Origin of the sequence: Microbacterium trichothecenolyticum (genome assembly GCF_041938625.1) — a bacterium.
GTDB classification, from domain to species: Bacteria; Actinomycetota; Actinomycetes; order Actinomycetales; family Microbacteriaceae; genus Microbacterium; species Microbacterium trichothecenolyticum_D.
In genome coordinates this window covers 3434346-3450222 of the sequence record NZ_CP169427.1, presented here as the reverse complement: position 1 = coordinate 3450222, position 15877 = coordinate 3434346, and the positions used below count along the sequence as shown (strand labels likewise).

Below are 15877 nucleotides of genomic sequence, written 5' to 3'. Positions count from 1 at the left end.
ATGACCCGAGCCGCTGTCGTCACCGTGTCGGACCGGTCGTCCGCGGGTTCGCGAACGGACGAGAGCGGGCCGATCGCCGTCGCCGCCCTCCGCGAGGCCGGCTTCGACTGCGCCGACGCGGTGGTCGTCCCCGATGGCGCCGACAGCGTCGAGCGCGCGCTCACCGCGGAGGTCGTCGCGGGCGTGAAGCTCATCGTCACGACCGGCGGCACGGGCGTCTCGCCGCGTGATCAGACCCCCGAGGGCACCGCGCGCGTCGTGACGCGCCAGATCCCCGGCATCTCCGAGGAGCTGCGTCGCCGCGGCGCCGCCGAGAAGCCCGCGGGCATGCTCACGCGGGGCCTCGCCGGCGTCGTCGACCCGCACGGGGTGCTCGTCGTGAACCTTCCCGGATCGCCCGGGGGCGTCGCATCCGGTATGCCGGTGGTGGTCTCGGTCGCGCGGCACGTGCTCGACCAGCTCGGCGGGAGCGACCACTGATGGCCGTGTCGACCGACGCCGTGAGGGTCGCGGCGATCAGCGCCGAGCCGCTCGATCTCGACGCGCACCTGCGTGCCGTCGACGACTCGCATATGGGCGCGGTCACCACGTTCGTGGGGCGCGTGCGCGATCACGATCCGGATGCTGCCACCGCCGTCGTGGCCCTCGAATACTCCGCCCACCCCGACGCCGCGTCGACGCTCGCCCGGCTCGCGTCGGCCGCCACCGGGTCCACCGGTGCGCTCGTCGCGGTGTCGCACCGCGTCGGCACGCTGCACGTCGGCGATGCGGCCGTCGTGATCGCGGTGGCCTCCGCGCACCGGGCGGAGGCGTTCGAGGTCTGCCGCACGCTCATCGAGTCGATCAAGACCGACCTTCCGGTGTGGAAGCGCCAGGTCGAATCCGACGGCACCGCGACCTGGCTCGGCCTCGGCGGCTGACGACAGCCCGCCACGCCGTGCACAGAATCGGAGGTTCTGCGCGCCGCGCCGGGTCGCGGCATCCATTCGCCGCCGAGGATCTCCGATGCGGTGCCGGATCAACCCCCGGCGAAGGGCGGCAGCACGTCGACGAGTTCGTCGGCGCCGAGGGGGGTGTCGTCGGCGACGCGGGAGCCGCCGACGAGCACGGCGCAACGGGGGAGGATGCCGCCGAGGCCCGGGTGGGCCGCAGAGACGGCGTCGCGCAGAGCGCCGAGCGTGGCCTCGTAACGGCGCTCGGTGTCGAGGCCGGTGGCCTCCTGCGCGGCGGCGAAGTAGCGGACGACGGCCATCAGACCTCCCACTCGTTCGCCATCGCGGTGATGACGGCGACTGCGGCGGCGGTGTCTTCCGGCGAACCGCCGGCGCGACCCGCCACAAGGCCGGCGGCGAACGCGCTGAAGGGCGCCGCGGGGCGTGCGACACCCAGCGCGACATCGCGTGCGAGGTCGAGGATGAGCGCCACGGGAAGCTCTTCGGGCGCGAGACCGAACCGCTCGCGCAGCGCGTCGGCCCACGCGTCGAGGGCCTCAGGCGGAAGGGTGCGGGACTGCTCGCTCATGACGGCTCCTCCGATGCGTGCGCGGCCCTTCGTCGGGCCTCCTCCAGATCCTCCCACGTGTCGACGTCGCGGGTCAGGTCGTCGCCCGCGACGACGACCGTGATCGCCAGATCGTCGAGCAGAGCGCGCATGGGCGCGTCACGACCGGCATCGGGGAGAACGGATGCTGCGGCCCGCAGCGCGCGCGTGCGGTACACGCCGATCAGCCACTGCGGCCGGCTCGTCGCGTCGGCGAGACAGAGTCCGTCGGTGTCGGAGGGGAGGAGCATGATGTCGACGACGAGCCGCCGCACGGCAGCGTCGACGCCGGGGAGGTCGCATGCGAGCAGGAGCGTCCAGGTCGGGTCGTCCTCCTCCGGCCACGAGGCGAGGGCCGCGACCACGGCCGCCGCCGGACCTGTGAACGGCGGGTTTTCGCGCACCCACCCGACCGGCAGCGCCTCGTCGAGAACGGGTGCCACCACCGTGATCGGCCGGGCGGCAGCATCCGTCGCCGCGGTCACCGCCGCAGCCAGCAGGGTGCGTCCGCCGACGTCGAACAGGGGCTTCGTCGCGCCGTCGACGCGGGAGGCGCGGCCGCCGGCGAGGAGGACGGCGCCGATGCCGCCGGGAACCAGGGCGGGCGTCATGCCTCGCCCGGGCGATGCCAGTCGCCGCTCTTGCCGCCGGTCTTCGTCACGATGCGCACGTTCTCGATCGAGGTGCCCTTGTCGAGGCCCTTCACCATGTCGACGACCGCGAGGGCGGCGACCGAGACCGCGGTGAGCGCCTCCATCTCGACGCCGGTGCGGTCGGCGGTGCGGACCGTTGCCTCGATGCTGACGCCGTCGTCGATGATTGCGAGGTCGACGGTGGCGCCGTGCACGCCGATCACGTGAGCGAGGGGCAGCAGTTCGGGTGTGCGCTTGGCGGCCTGGATGCCCGAGATGCGGGCGACGGCGAGCACGTCGCCCTTGGGCACGGAGCCGTCGCGGAGCGCGGCGACGACGTCCGGCGCGCAGCGGACGAAGCCGCGTGCGGTGGCGGAGCGCACCGTCGGCTGCTTGAGGGTCACGTCGACCATGCGGGCGTTGCCCGCCTCGTCGAGGTGCGTGAACGTCGGCTGGTCGGTGCTCATGTGATCAGCATGACATCGACGAGATCGCCGGCCGCGACGGCGTCGATCTCGGCCGGGACGACGGCGTACGCTTCGGCGCGGCCGAGGCCGCCGGCGAGGTGAGACCCGCCGGACGTCGCGGGGATCACCCGCCACGCCCGCGGATCGGTGCGATCGATCGTGACGGGGAGGTATTGACGGCGTCCCGGGGGCGTGCGCCAGCCCGTGGCAGCGGGCAGCGTGAGCACCGGGTGATCCAGCACACGCCGACGCTGCATGCGCAGCAGCGCGGGGCGCACGAACACCTCGAACGACACTGCGGCGCTGACGGGGTTGCCGGGCAGTCCGAACAACAGCGCGCCCGAAGGGAGGCGGCCGAAACCCTGCGGCTTTCCCGGCTGCATCGCGACCTTCGAGAACGTCATCGTGCGCGAGAGCGTCGTCTTCACGACCTCGTAGGCGCCCGCGCTCACGCCGCCCGAGAAGACCACGACGTCGGCCGGCTGCGCCGACCGTGGATCGGTCACCTCGGCGAGCACCGCGTCGAGGTCGCCGGGTTCGTCGGGAACGCTCGTGCGACGCACGACCTCGGCGCCCGCCTCGGCGGCGAGTGCGGCCAGCAGCACGCTGTTCGACTCGGGGATCTGGCCGCGCCGCAGCGTCGCCCCCGGCTCGACCAGTTCACTCCCGGTCGAGATGACGGCCACGCGCGGTCGCCGCGAGACCACGACGTCCGCGACTCCGGATGCCGCGACCGCCGCGACCTGGAGGGGGCCGAGCACGACCCCGGCGGTCAGCACCTCGGCGCCCGCACGGGCGTCCTCGCCGGCACGGCGGATGTGCGCGCCGAGCGCGCGGGGGGCGCGCAGCACCGAGATCGATCCGAGCGAGTCCGCGAGTCCGCCGGCGGTGTCTTCGAACGGCACGATGGCGTCCGCGTCGGAGGGCACGGGCGAGCCCGTCATGATGCGTGCGGCCTCGCCTGGTGCGAGGTTCGGGTCGGCGGCGGTCCCGGCAGGCAGGTCGGCGACGACCTGGAGGGTCAGCGGGGCGTCGGCGGCAGCATCCGTCACATCCGCGAAGCGCACGGCGAAGCCGTCCATCGCGGAGTTGTCGAAGACGGGGATGTCGACGGCCGCCCGCACCGGCTCGCGGAGCGTGCGACCGTGGGCCTCGGCGAGGGACACCCGCTCGCCCGGAAGCGCGGGGGCGGCGGCCAGCACGTCGGCGAGGTGCTCCTCGACCGTTCGCAGTCCGCTCATTGGTGCACCGCCCGGATGTCGCGGTTCCACGCGTCGATGCCTCCGGCGAGGACGGATGCCTCGACCCCGGCACCGCGCAGAGTGACCGCTGCCCGCTGCGCGCGCATGCCCACCTGGCAGACGACGATGACGGCAGGGGCCCCGACACGCGTCGGATCGGCCAGCACGTCGCCGAGGGGGAGCAGCACCGATCCGGGGATGACGCCCCGCTCGGTCTCGAAGGGCTCGCGCACATCGAGCAACACGGCACCGCCCCTCTGGGCGGCGAGCGCCTCCGCGGGGGAGAGCTGCGGGATCGCGGGTGCCTGGGGGAGGGGCGCCGCGGCGTGCGGTGCGGGCGCGGGGGGTGCAGCATCCGTCCCATCCGTTGCCGGCCGCAACGGCACCTCGTCGGTGCGTCCGCGGAGCGCGTCGATCACGAGCACCCGCCCGAGCAGCGGCTCGCCCACACCGGTGATGAGCTTCACGGTCTCGGTCGCGAGGAGCGAGCCGACCTGCAGGCACAGTGCGCCGAGCACGCCGACTTGCGAGCAGGAGGGAACCTCGCGTGCGGCATCCGGCGGGTACAGGTCCGCGAGCCGCACGGCCGTCACGCCCGCGGGCGGCGCCGACCAGAAGACCGTGGCCTGCGCGTGGAACTCCTGCACCACGCCCCATACCAGCGGCACGCCGAGCTGCTCGCACGCCGCGGCGACGGCCTCGCGGGTCTCGAACGTGTCGGTGCCGTCGACCACGACGTGAGCGCCGGCGAGGAGCTCCGCCGCGTTGTCGGGCGAGAGCTGCGCCTGCACCGGCCGCACCACGGTCGTCGGGGAGAGGTCGGCGGCGATGCGCACCGCCGAGTCGACCTTCGCCGCGCCCACATCGCTCACGCGATGCATGACCTGGCGCTGGAGATTGGATGCCTCGACCAGGTCGTCGTCGATCACGGTGATGATCCCGACGCCCGCGGCCGCGAGGGCCAGTACGACGGGGGAGCCGAGCCCGCCGGCACCCACGACGGCGACGTGCGCGGCGGCGAGCCGGCGCTGGGCGATCTCGCCGAAACCCGCGAGCACCAGATGGCGGGCAGTTCGCGTGCGTTCGGCGTCGGTCAGCTCGTCGACCGGCTCCACGAGCGGAGGAAAGGGCATGCCCTCAGGCTAATCGCGCTCGTGCGCGCGCAGGTCGTTCGTGCGGAGCTGCCGAAAGTCCTCGCGGCGTCGCGGGATCATGGCTGTCGGCTGCTGTACGCGCAGATGTCCTCGGGCGTCATGCGACCGGTTTGCTCGCTCGAGCGGTACTGTGGGGCGCCGCGTCGCGGGTGTACGTTGCCGGTGTGGACGGACCGTCCGCAAGATCAGGCTCCGACCCCGGGCAGCCCGAATCCCAGGGGCGACAATCTCGGCCGCTGCGCATCGGCCGCGAACTCGACGAGTTGCGCGCGCGAGCCTATGGCCCGGACGCCGACATCGAGGACGATCCAGCTGCCCTGGCGAGGCTGATCGAGCTCGAAGCGGCGCGAGTCGCTCCCCTGGTCGAAGGGCACGACACAGTGACGGGTGCGGCTGCACCTGTGGGCACCGCGCCGTCGACCTCGTTTCCGATCGCGGGGACGGCAGTGGGAGAGTCACTGGTCACCCTGGAACCGTCGAGCGCGACCGGCCGGAGGACGAACGAAGACTCCTCGAGGTCACTGTCGTTGTCGCTGCGGGCGAACGAGGCGCGGAGTCGCCTGCCGTTCGTCGCGGCGTTGATCCTGGTCGTCGGGACCCTCGTCTACGCAACGGCGCGGCTTGTCGTGCCCCACCCGGATGCCACGCTGCAGCTCGACCAGACCGAGCCGAACTCGCTCGTCGTGGGCGTGCTCGACAACACCGGTGTCAGCGTTGACCCCGATACCCTCCGCCAGTTCCAGCCTTACCGCGACATCGGCGTGTTCTCGATCGAGCACAGTGATCGTCCCATGACGTGCCTCGTCGTGTTGGACAGCGCGGGCAGCGGAAGGTTCGACTTTGACTGCGCCCCGCACGGAGTCGAGGTGATTCTCCATCAGTGGGTCGGAGACGGCTTCGCCGACTGGCTGCCCGAAGGGAGCGTCGTCAGCTTCCATCTTCGTGATGGCACGGTCGAGATCTTCCTTCACGCCCCGCCGGCCGCCAGTTAACCCGCAGGTGCGGTGAAGGAATCGGCATTGACTCCGCATCTGCGGTGATAGCGTGAAGGGCGTGGCCAGCTACAAGATCTCCGAGGCGGCGCGCCTGCTCGGCGTGAGCGACGACACCGTCCGGCGGTGGGTGGATGCCGGTGCTCTGCCCACGACCGGGGCGTCGCCGATCGAGATCCCCGGAGACGCGCTCGCCGCGCACGCCGTCGAGCTCGCGGCGACGCCGAAGGATCCCGCCGACGTGCTCTCGAGCGCGCGCAACCGTTTCGTCGGGCTCGTCACGCGCGTGCAGGTGGACGGCATCATGGCACAGGTCGACATCCAGTCCGGCCCGCATCGGGTGGTCTCGCTCATGTCGTCCGAGGCGGTGCACGAGCTGGGGCTCGAGGCCGGCTCCCTCGCCGTCGCCGTGGTCAAGGCCACGAACGTCATCGTCGAAGCCCCGAAGGGCTGACATGCCGCGCTTCGCGCTCCTGCGCACATCCGTCGTCCTCGCCTCCTTCGCCGTTGTGCTCACCGGCTGCGCGACCGGCGCGGACCAGGATCCCGCGGCCACCCGCGCGCCGACGAGCACGACCGGGCCCGAACTCACCGGCGAACTCACCGTCTACGCGGCGGCCTCGCTCAAGGCGGCGTTCGACGAGCTGGCGACGCAGTTCGAGGCGCAGCATCCGTCCGTCGATGTCCAGCCGATCACGTACGACGGCTCGTCGACGCTCGCGACCCAGATCATCGAGGGGGCACCCGTCGACGTGTTCGCGTCGGCCGACGAGAAGAACATGCAGAAGGTCGTCGACGAAGGGCTCGCGGCGGACGCGCAGCTGTTCGCCAGCAACACGCTCGGGCTGGTCGTGCCCACGGGCAACCCCGGCGGTGTCGAGAGTCTCGACGATCTCGCGAACGCCGACCTCACCGTCGTGCTGTGCGCGGCCGAGGTGCCGTGCGGTGCGGCGGCGGCGACGCTGCTGTCGAACGCGGGCGTCACGCCGAGCGTCGACAGCTACGAGCAGAACGTGACGGCGGTGCTCACGAAGGTGGCGGCCGGCGAGGCGGACGCGGGACTCGTCTACGTGACCGACGCTGCCACCACGGACGACGTCGAGGCGATCGAGGTCGACGGAGCCGAGGATGTCGTCAACCGCTACCCGATCGTGGCGCTGTCCGCCGGCGCGAGCCCCGAGGCCGCCGATGCGTTCGTCGCGTTCGTGAACGGCGAGGAGGGCCAGGAGGTGCTCGCGGCCCTCGGCTTCGGGGCGCCGTGACGATCGAGGCGGCATACGCGCCCGCGCGCGACGAGCGCACGGGATTCGTGCCGCGTGTGCTCGCCGTGCCGGCGGTGATCGGGCTCGCTCTTCTCGTGCTGCCGCTGGGCGCGCTCGTGCTGCGGGTCGAATGGACGACGCTGTGGAGCGACGTCACGTCGCCCGAGGCGCTGTCGGCCCTGGGGCTCTCGCTCGCGACCGGCGCCGCGGCCACGGCGGTGTGCGTCGTGCTCGGGGTGCCGCTGGCGCTCCTCATCGCCCGCAGCACCGTGCGGACGGCCGCCGTGCTGCGTGCCCTGGTGACGGTGCCGCTGGTGCTGCCGCCGATGGTCGGCGGCGTCGCGATGCTGTTCCTCTTCGGCCGCACCAGCTGGCTCGGCGGGATCCTCGCGGAGTGGGGTGTCCGCATCCCGTTCACGACGACGGCGGTCGTGATGGCGCAGACCTTCGTCGCGTTGCCGTTCCTCGTGCTCGCCCTCGAGGGAGCGCTGCGGTCGACCGGCGTCCGGTTCGAGCAGGCCGCCGCGGGCCTCGGCGCGGGGCGCTGGACGATCCTCGCGCGTGTGACGCTGCCGCTCGCCGCCCCGGGCCTCGTCGCCGGCATAGTGCTCTGCTTCGCGCGCGCGATCGGCGAGTTCGGGGCGACCGCCCTGTTCGCGGGCAACGCGCCGGGCGTGACGCAGACCATGCCGCTCGCGATCTACACGGCGTTCAACGGCGCCGGCGTCTCGCAGGGGACGGCGGTCGCGCTGTCGCTGCTGCTGCTCGTGACCGCCGTCGGGGTTCTGCTGCTCGTGCGCGCGTGGCGGGCGGAGGCTCCGCGATGAGCGCGGTGCCGGCGGGCGGGCGGACGGATGCCGAGCCCGGCGCCGCAGCGGGGCTCGACGCGCGTGTCGTGGTGCGTCGCGGCGGATTCGCGCTCGACGCCGCGCTGCAGGTACCCGCCGGAACGGTGGTCGCCCTGATGGGACCGAGCGGCGCCGGCAAGTCGACGCTGCTCGGGGTGCTTGCGGGGCTTACGGGCTTCGACGACGGACACGTGCGATTGAACGGGCGCGCGCTGGACGCGTCTCCGGCCTGTCGCACGCCGCCCGCGTCGCGCGGGGTGGTGCTGCTCGGTCAGGATCCGCGCCTGTTCCCGCACCTCAGCGCGCGCGACAACGTCGCGTTCGGGCTGCGCGTGCACGGTGCGACCAAAGGCGCCGCCGCGGACGGAGCCGTCGGCTGGCTCCGCCGCGTCGGCCTGGAGGGTCTCGGCGGGCGCCGTCCCGCGCAGCTGTCGGGGGGCCAGCAGCAGCGCGTCGCGCTCGCGCGTGCGCTCGCGACGGCGCCCGCCGCGATCCTCCTCGACGAGCCGCTGACGTCGCTCGACACCGAGACCGCCGCCGACGTACGGGCGCTTCTGCATCAGCAGCTCGCGGCCACCGGTACGACAGCGGTCGTGGCGACCCACGACGCGGTGGACGCGGTGGCGCTGGCGAGCCGTCTCGTGGTGCTCGAGGGGGGCCAGGTCACGCAGTCCGGCCCGGTCCGTGAAGTCCTCGCGTCTCCGGCGACCCGCTTCGCCGCGGCGGTGGCGGGTCTCAATCGTGTGGAAGGGCGGACGGATGCTGCCTCCTGGCGTGCCGGGAACCTCGTGCTCCCGGTGTCGGCGGGGGCGCGGCATCCGTCTCCCGCAGCCGTCTTCCGGCCGAGCGATGTCCGGGTCATGGACGGACCGCCGCGCGGTGCGGGGGAGTGGGCCGCGCGGATCGTGCGGCTCGAGCAGACGCCCGCGGGTGTGCGGGTGCGCACCGCCGATCCGGACGTCGCCGTGGACGTCGCCGCGGACCGCGCGGCGGGGCTGGCACCCGGTGATCCGATCACGCTGCGGGTCGACCCGGCCGACGTGCGCTTCGTGGAGACCGGCGGCGAGCGGCCGTAGACTCGGCCGGTGATGCGTATCCGCCCCTTCCGCCCGGGTGACGAGCCCGCCCTCGCCGAGATCTGCCTCAAGACCGCGGATGCCGGCGCCGACGCGACCGGCCTGCTCGACGACGACGATCTCTGGGCCGAGATCTTCGTGCTCCCGTATGCAGCGCGTCACCCCGAGTTCGCCTTCGTCGTCGAGACCGACGACCACCGCGTCGTGGGCTACGTCGTCGGCGCGCCGGACTCGGCCGCGTTCGAGGACTGGTTCCAGACCGAGTGGTGGCCGCGGTTCGCCGAACGCTGGCCGAAGCCGCAGGGCGACCCGCTGCCGGTGAGTGTCTCGCGCCAGGACGGCATCCTCCGCTACGCGTATGCGCGTCGGGGCGGCGCACAGCCGTTCGGCGATGAGTACCCCGCGCACCTGCACATCGACCTGCTGCCCGAGACCCAGGGGCAAGGGCTCGGCCGTCGTCTCATCGAGACGCTCGAGGACGCCCTGCGCGACGCCGGCGTATCCGGCCTCCACCTCGTCGCGTCGTCCGACAACACCGGCGCGATCGCGTTCTACCCGCGCGTCGGGTTCGAGCCGCTGCCGTCGTCGGAGGGGGCACAGGTCTTCGCGACGCGCCTCTGACTTACGCTCTCGGGCATCCGACGTCAAGCCGTTGGGGTCGCGGGAGAGCTCCCGTAGTCTGCGAACGTGGACGACGTCTCGGCGCCGACCGGCCGCGAGCCGGCATTGACCGCCCTGCCCCGCGCGGACGGCTCCGCGCCGCGCGCCCTCGTGCTGGGGGCCACGGGGTACATCGGCGGCCGCCTGGTGCCGCGGCTGCTGGGCGCCGGGTACGAGGTGCGCGTACTGGCGCGCGACCCGGCGCGGGCGGCGGCGCTCCCGTGGGGCGACCGCGTCGAGATCGTCGGCGGAGACGCCACGGACGCCGCATCCGTCTCCGACGCGGTGCGTGATGTCGACGTGCTCTACTACCTCGTGCACTCGATGTCGGGTGGCGCGACGTTCGCCGACGCGGATCGTCGCGCGGCGGAGACCGTCGCGAAGGCGGCGGCCGCAGCATCCGTGGGTCGCATCGTCTATCTCGGCGGACTGCACCCTGACGGCGTGACGCTGTCGCCCCACCTGCGGTCGCGGGTCGAGGTCGGCGAGACGTTCCTGCAGAGCGGCGTGCCGACCATCGTGCTGCAGGCGGGCGTCGTGATCGGATCGGGGTCGGCGTCGTTCGAGATGGTGCGCCACCTCACCGAGGTGCTGCCGTACATGCCGGCGCCGAAGTGGGTGCGCAACCGCATCCAGCCGATCGCCGTCCGCGACGTGCTGCACTACCTGCTGGGCGCCGCGCGGCTGCCTGCCGAGGTGAACCGGGCCGTCGACATCGGCGGACCCGACGTGCTGCGGTACGGCCAGATGATGAACGGCTACGCGGTCGAGGCGGGGCTCAGGCAGCGGCCGATCGCGGCGCTGCCGGTGCTGACGCCCCGGCTCGCCTCGCACTGGGTGAACCTGGTGACGCCGATCCCGCGCTCGATCGCGCGCCCGCTGGTCGAGTCGCTGCAGAACGAGTGCATCGTCAAGGACCACGCGGTCGACGACCTGATCCCGCCGCCCGACGGGGGCCTCACGCCGTATCGGACGGCGGTGCGGCTGGCGCTCGGCCGCGTCGAGGCCGACGCGATCGAGACGAGCTGGCAGGATGCCGAGGTGCTGGGCGCTCCCAGCGACCCGCTGCCGAACGATCCCGACTGGGCCGGGCGCGTGGTGTTCACCGACGTACGCAGCGCGCACACGCCGGCGTCGCCGACGGCGCTGTGGGGCGTGATCATCGGGATCGGCGGCGAGAACGGCTGGTACTCGTCGCCTCTGCTGTGGGCCGTGCGCGGGTGGATGGACCGCCTCGTCGGGGGCATCGGGCTCGCCCGCGGGCGGCGCAGCCGCGACCGGCTCGCGGTCGGCGACGCGCTCGACTTCTGGCGCGTGGAAGCGCTGGAGCCGGGACGGATGCTGCGCCTCCGCGCCGAGATGAAGGTGCCGGGTCTCGCGTGGCTCGAGCTGCAGGCATCGCCCGACGGCGACCGCGGCGGCTCACGCTACGACCAGCGCGCCGTGTTCTTCCCGCGCGGGCTCGCGGGACGCCTGTACTGGCTCGCGGTGGTCCCGTTCCACGGGTTCATCTTCGCGGGCATGGCGCGGCGGATCACCGCGACGGCGGAGGCCGTGGTGGAGGACCCGGCGGCGGCGGAGGCCGCTGCCCAGTCCGCGTCGGCGTGACCCGGCGGGTCAGCGACCGAGGAGCGGCTCGCCCGCCACCAGTCGCTCGAGCACCGAACCCGGTGGCACGTCGTCGTACTTGTAGCTGAGCTTCTGCACGATCGACGCGCCCGCGACGAAGCGGAGCGGGTCGGGATCCCACGGCTGCATCATGCCGAGCTGCAGCAGGTGGCTCGCGGCGCTCGACAGCGCGGGCGCAGCATCCCACTGTCCGTGGAACTCGGGCACGAGATCGAGGAGCACCTCGAAGATGCGGTGGTAGAGGAAGTAGTCGGGGATGCCGCCGTCCTGCTCCCACCACGCCTCGAGCGCGAGCCGTTGCAGCCGAATCAGTGGCGTCGCAGGCACGGCGGCGATGAACCAGTTGCCGATCTGGCGGTGGGTCCAGCGGGGGTAGAGCGCCCCCGCGGAGAGGAGGGGAGCCACCGCGTCCGGCAGCGGCGCCGGCGCCCAGCAGGTCGCGTCGACCCAGATGCCGCCGAGCCGGTCGAGCACGCTGATGCGCACGAAGTCGGAGAAGTGGGCGGGGTGATCCGCTTCGAGGGCGTCGGCCACGGCATCCGGGATCTTCACCAGATCGCGTGCGGATGTGCCGTCCAGCACGGTGAGCCGCGTCGGGAGGTCGGCGTGCAGCCGCGTCATCTCGGCGATGCACGCCTGCACGAGCGGTGGCGCGGTCTCGAGGGGCGTGTTCCAGAACGTGTAGAGGTTCAACGCCGACGGGTCGACGCGGGCGCCATCGCGCTCGGCGATGATGCGGCCGTCCCGGCGGGTGCCGGGCTGCTCGGCAAGCCCTGCCGCGACGCGCAGCTCGGGCAGACGCGGCCGCAGGAAGTCAGTGAACGTGCGGTAGGCCGCGATCGCGGCGACCGGGTCGACCGAATCACGGAACTTGTCGGCACGCCGCAACTGCGCCTCGAGCCCCTGCAGCGGGTTCGGGATGCCGTCGCTCACGATGCGAGCCTATGCGCTGGTGGTCTCGGGAGCCGGTATCAGGCGCCCGTCTTCGATGCGCACGACACGGTCGACGAGTCCGTCGGGCACGGCGACGTGCGAGATGAGCACCACGGCCTGATCCTCGCGCACGGCGCCCAGCAGGTCGGCAAGGAGGCGATCTGAGCCTTCCGGGTCGACGCCCGCCGTCGGCTCGTCGAGCACCAGCACCGGGAAGCCCCGCAGCAGCGCCCGCGCGAGCGCGATGCGCTGCGCCTGGCCGCCCGACACGAGGGCGCCGCGCTCGCCGACGCGCGCGCCGAGACCGCCGCGCTCGCGAAGCCACGGCCCGAGGCCGACGCGTTCGAGTGCGACCTCGAGGTCGGCGTCGGTCGCGGTGTCGCGCGCGAAGAGGAGGTTCTGGCGGATGTCCTCGTCGAAGAGCATCGGATGCTGCTCGCACAGGCCGACCGTCAGCCGCACGTCGTCGGGAGAGAGGTCATGCACCGAGCGGCGGCCGACGTCGTAGCCGCCCTCGGTCTCGAGGAACCGCACCAAGGCATGCGCGAGGGTGCTCTTTCCCGCGCCGCTCGAGCCCAGGACGAGCACGCGCTCGCCGGGGCGGATCGCGAGGTCGACGTCGCGGAGCGCGGGCTCGGCGGCGCCGGGCCACCGCACGCTGGCCGCGCGCAGGCGGACGCCGTCGCCGAGCGCGGGGGCGTCGCCGGTGGGCTCGACGGTCTCGGGGGCGAGCTCAGCGGGCGGTGTGGTCGGCAGCGAGTCGGCGATGCGCTCGGCCGACGCCCGGACCTGGCGCCACGCCGATGCGGCCATCGGCACGGACGCGAACACTTCGAACACCGCCATCGGCACGAGCACCGCGACCGCGAGGGAGGGGCCGGTCAGGGAGCCGGATGCCGCACCCGGTGCGGCGACGAGGACGGCGGCGATGGATGCGACACCGGCAAGGAGCGACACCAGGGCGGCGGTGCCGGCCTGCGCTCCGGAGCGACGGACGACGGCGCGGCGCAGGTCGGCGTCGGCGCGGGTGATGCGCTCCCGGCTCTGCGCCTCGGCGCCGAACGCCGTGAGCACGTCGAGGTTGCCGATGTGGTCGAGCACCGCATCGGCGAGGCGGGCGCGCAGCGGCGCGATGGCACGTTCGGCGCGGGCGCCCGACATCCACCCCCAGAGCGTGGCGATCGCGGCGGCGATCACCAGGCACGCGAGCAGAGTCAGGGCGGCGGGCCACCACACGCACGCGACCAGCACGACGGCGCCGAGCGCGACCAGTGCCGACGAGACGAGCGGCTGCACGACCCTCAGCGGGAGGTTCTGCAGCTCGTCGACGTCGTCGACGAGCGCCCCGAGCACCGATCCTCGGCGGGTGCGGGCCAGCCCGTCCGGAGCCAGGGGGACGAGCCGGCGAACGAGGTCGGCGCGCGTCGAGGCGAGCTGGCGGAGGGCCGCGTCGTGGCCGGTGAGCCGTTCGAGGTAGCGGAACGAGGCCCGCGAGATCGCGAAGAACCGCACGCCGACGACCGCGGCCGACAGGTACAGCACCGGCGGCTGCTCGCTCGCGCGCACGATCAGCCACGCGCTGACGGCGAGGAGCGCGACCGCCGAGGCTTCCGACGCGAACCCGGAGGCCAGAGCCCACCAGAACCGCCGGACTGGTGGCACCGCACCGCGCAGCACCGCCCCTGGGGATGTCGCCGGGGCGGTCATGCGAGGACCTCGCTCGGCTCGAGCCGCAGGACCTGGTCGGCGATGGTGCGCGCCGACGTGCGGTGCGAGATCAGCAGTACGGTCGCGCCCTCGTCGGCGAGGAGGCGGATGCCGCGCCACAGCCGGCCTTCCGTCTCGGGGTCGAGCGCCGAGCTGGGTTCGTCGAGCGCGATCACCCGGGCGTTCCCGCGCAGGTGCCGGTAGAACGCCCGGGCGACGGCGACGCGCTGGGCCTGGCCCCCCGAGAGACCGGCCCCCTGCACGCCGAGCTCCTGCGCCGGGTCGAGCGCATCGGCGCAGGCGAGGACGAGCGCCCGCCGCACGGTCCCGTGATCGGGTGCCGCATCGCCCAGCGTGACATTGTCGGCGATGCTGCCGGTGAGCAGGCCTCGGCGCTGGCCCGCCCACGCCAGCCACTCCGACGGCGTGAGGGTCCGCAGGTCGGTGCCGCCCCACGACGCGCCCCCGTCGAACGCGGCAGCGCCCCGCAGCGCGGCGAAGAGGCTGGACTTTCCGACCCCGCTCGGTCCCTCGATGAGGGTGACGGTGCCCGGCGCGGCCGTCAGATCGACGGGCGGCAGCATCCGTTCTCCGCGCCGCACGCGGACACCGTCGAGCACGAGCCTCGCTTGCTCACCTGCCGCAGTCTGCCGCTCGCCGCGACCGTTCGCGACAGGTGAGCGGGGAAAGGCGGGGGTCACCGCCGCGCCCTGCCCCGCATCGAGCACGTCGAACACGTCGTCGGTCGCCGCGACCCCCTCGGCCGCGGCGTGGAACTGCACGCCGACCTGGCGCAGCGGCAGATACGCCTCGGGCGCGAGCAACAGCACGAACAGCCCGACGGCCAACGTCAGCGTCCCGTCGATGAGCCGGAACCCGATCGACACCGCGACGATGGCGACGGCGATCGACGCGAGGAACTCGAGCGCGAATCCTGACAGGAACGAGACCCGCAGCACCCGCATCGTCTCGCGGCGGTACTCGGCGGTGACCCGTTCGATGGATGCTGCGGCCCGGTGCTGCCGGCCGAACACCTTGAGCGTCGACAGGCCCTGCACGGTGTCGGCGAACCGCGAGGCGAGACGCTGGAGGGTGCGCCACTGCCGGTGCTGCACCGAGCGCGTGGCCTGGCCGATGAGCACCATGAAGATGGGGATGAGAGGAAGTGTGAGCAGTACGGTGAGCCCGGAGATCCAGTCCTGCCACCACATCACCGCGAGGATCAGCGGCGTCGCGACGACGGTCTGCACGAGCTGCGGCAGGTACCGGCCGAAGTATGCCTCGAGGGCGTCGAGGCCGCGTCCGGCGGTCACCGCGAGGGCCGCCGAGTTGCGTGCGCTGAGCCACTCCGGCCCGAGCATGCCGATCGCCTCGACGAGCCCCGTGCGCAGCTGCCCTTGTACGCGCGCGGCCGCACGGGCTGCGACGGCTTCGCGCGCCCAGAGCAGCACGGCGCGGAGAGCGACCACGATCGCGAGTGCGCCGAGGGTCGGTGCGAGGTCGGCCCACGGCATCCGGTCGATCGCTCCCGTGATCGCCCGCGTCAGCAGCCACGCGAACGCGACGATCACCGCGGTCTGCGCCGCCGCGATCGCGGCGATGGCGACGAAGAAACCGCGAGAGGCGCTCGCGTACCTCAGCAGCCGTGGGTCGACAGGCTTGCCGTTCACGCGAGGCGGGGCGTCCGTCTCACTCATTCCACTTCGACCCTACCTATCCCTCGCTCTGTCGCCGTCC

At 73.2% G+C, this 15877-nt stretch carries 18 protein-coding genes; 9 read left to right on the top strand and 9 right to left on the bottom strand.

Translation table 11 applies throughout. From position 1 onward, the window contains the following. On the top strand, positions 1–480 hold the full coding sequence (locus tag ACEYYH_RS16040; protein ID WP_374975320.1) for a molybdenum cofactor biosynthesis protein B: 480 nt from the start codon (positions 1–3) through the stop codon (positions 478–480). Continuing rightward, a complete protein-coding gene (locus ACEYYH_RS16035) occupies positions 480–920 on the top strand; it encodes a molybdenum cofactor biosynthesis protein MoaE (RefSeq protein WP_374975319.1) in 441 nt (146 codons plus the stop codon). The genes ACEYYH_RS16040 and ACEYYH_RS16035 overlap by 1 nt, the downstream gene beginning before the upstream one ends. A 98-nt stretch (positions 921–1018) precedes the next feature. Here the strand turns inward: ACEYYH_RS16035 and ACEYYH_RS16030 are convergent, their stop codons facing one another. From ACEYYH_RS16030 to ACEYYH_RS16005, 6 genes are read right to left on the bottom strand one after another with little or no spacing between them, the layout of a single operon-like run. Beyond that, positions 1019–1252 carry a MoaD/ThiS family protein gene (locus ACEYYH_RS16030; RefSeq protein ID WP_374975318.1) on the bottom strand — a complete coding sequence of 78 codons (234 nt, stop codon included), beginning with the start codon at positions 1250–1252 and terminating at the stop codon, positions 1019–1021. Beyond that, a complete protein-coding gene (locus ACEYYH_RS16025) occupies positions 1252–1521 on the bottom strand; it encodes a DUF6457 domain-containing protein (RefSeq protein WP_045300304.1) in 270 nt (89 codons plus the stop codon). Before ACEYYH_RS16025 ends, ACEYYH_RS16030 begins: the two co-directional genes overlap by 1 nt. Then, entirely contained in the window at positions 1518–2150 is a 633-nt protein-coding gene (locus ACEYYH_RS16020) for a molybdenum cofactor guanylyltransferase (protein ID WP_374975317.1), read from the bottom strand. The genes ACEYYH_RS16025 and ACEYYH_RS16020 overlap by 4 nt, the downstream gene beginning before the upstream one ends. Then, on the bottom strand, positions 2147–2638 hold the full coding sequence (gene moaC / locus ACEYYH_RS16015; RefSeq protein WP_374975316.1) for a cyclic pyranopterin monophosphate synthase MoaC: 492 nt from the start codon (positions 2636–2638) through the stop codon (positions 2147–2149). Before moaC ends, ACEYYH_RS16020 begins: the two co-directional genes overlap by 4 nt. Further along, on the bottom strand, positions 2635–3879 hold the full coding sequence (glp, locus tag ACEYYH_RS16010; protein WP_374975315.1) for a gephyrin-like molybdotransferase Glp: 1245 nt from the start codon (positions 3877–3879) through the stop codon (positions 2635–2637). Before glp ends, moaC begins: the two co-directional genes overlap by 4 nt. Continuing rightward, on the bottom strand, positions 3876–5012 hold the full coding sequence (locus tag ACEYYH_RS16005) for a ThiF family adenylyltransferase (protein ID WP_374975314.1): 1137 nt from the start codon (positions 5010–5012) through the stop codon (positions 3876–3878). The genes glp and ACEYYH_RS16005 overlap by 4 nt, the downstream gene beginning before the upstream one ends. Before the next feature lie 185 nt (positions 5013–5197). Between ACEYYH_RS16005 and ACEYYH_RS16000 the strand changes: the two genes are divergently transcribed. The 7 genes from ACEYYH_RS16000 (at position 5198) to ACEYYH_RS15970 (ending at position 11479) form a co-directional block, all read left to right on the top strand. Continuing rightward, a complete protein-coding gene (locus ACEYYH_RS16000) occupies positions 5198–6025 on the top strand; it encodes a hypothetical protein (protein WP_374975313.1) in 828 nt (275 codons plus the stop codon). Between the two features lie 61 nt (positions 6026–6086). Further along, complete coding sequence (locus ACEYYH_RS15995) at positions 6087–6479, top strand: molybdopterin-binding protein (RefSeq protein ID WP_374975312.1); 393 nt, start codon at positions 6087–6089, stop codon at positions 6477–6479. A 1-nt stretch (position 6480) separates the two neighbouring features. Further along, entirely contained in the window at positions 6481–7287 is an 807-nt protein-coding gene (gene modA / locus ACEYYH_RS15990) for a molybdate ABC transporter substrate-binding protein (RefSeq protein ID WP_374975311.1), read from the top strand. Continuing rightward, complete coding sequence (locus ACEYYH_RS15985; RefSeq protein WP_374975310.1) at positions 7284–8114, top strand: ABC transporter permease; 831 nt, start codon at positions 7284–7286, stop codon at positions 8112–8114. The genes modA and ACEYYH_RS15985 overlap by 4 nt, the downstream gene beginning before the upstream one ends. Beyond that, complete coding sequence (locus ACEYYH_RS15980) at positions 8111–9211, top strand: sulfate/molybdate ABC transporter ATP-binding protein (protein ID WP_374975309.1); 1101 nt, start codon at positions 8111–8113, stop codon at positions 9209–9211. Before ACEYYH_RS15985 ends, ACEYYH_RS15980 begins: the two co-directional genes overlap by 4 nt. Before the next feature lie 9 nt (positions 9212–9220). Then, positions 9221–9832, top strand: a complete 612-nt coding sequence (locus ACEYYH_RS15975; protein ID WP_374975308.1) for a GNAT family N-acetyltransferase — start codon at positions 9221–9223, stop codon at positions 9830–9832. A 66-nt stretch (positions 9833–9898) separates the two neighbouring features. Further along, entirely contained in the window at positions 9899–11479 is a 1581-nt protein-coding gene (locus ACEYYH_RS15970) for an SDR family oxidoreductase (RefSeq protein ID WP_374975307.1), read from the top strand. Positions 11480–11488: 9 nt separating this feature from the next. Here ACEYYH_RS15970 and ACEYYH_RS15965 read toward each other — a convergent pair whose 3' ends face one another. The 3 genes from ACEYYH_RS15965 to cydD are packed head-to-tail and all read right to left on the bottom strand — an operon-like array spanning position 11489 to position 15837. Next, on the bottom strand, positions 11489–12433 hold the full coding sequence (locus ACEYYH_RS15965) for a capsular polysaccharide synthesis protein (protein WP_374975306.1): 945 nt from the start codon (positions 12431–12433) through the stop codon (positions 11489–11491). A 9-nt stretch (positions 12434–12442) separates the two neighbouring features. Beyond that, complete coding sequence (cydC, locus tag ACEYYH_RS15960; protein ID WP_374975305.1) at positions 12443–14140, bottom strand: thiol reductant ABC exporter subunit CydC; 1698 nt, start codon at positions 14138–14140, stop codon at positions 12443–12445. Then, on the bottom strand, positions 14137–15837 hold the full coding sequence (gene cydD, locus ACEYYH_RS15955) for a thiol reductant ABC exporter subunit CydD (protein WP_374975304.1): 1701 nt from the start codon (positions 15835–15837) through the stop codon (positions 14137–14139). The genes cydC and cydD overlap by 4 nt, the downstream gene beginning before the upstream one ends. Positions 15838–15877 lie beyond the last annotated feature (40 nt).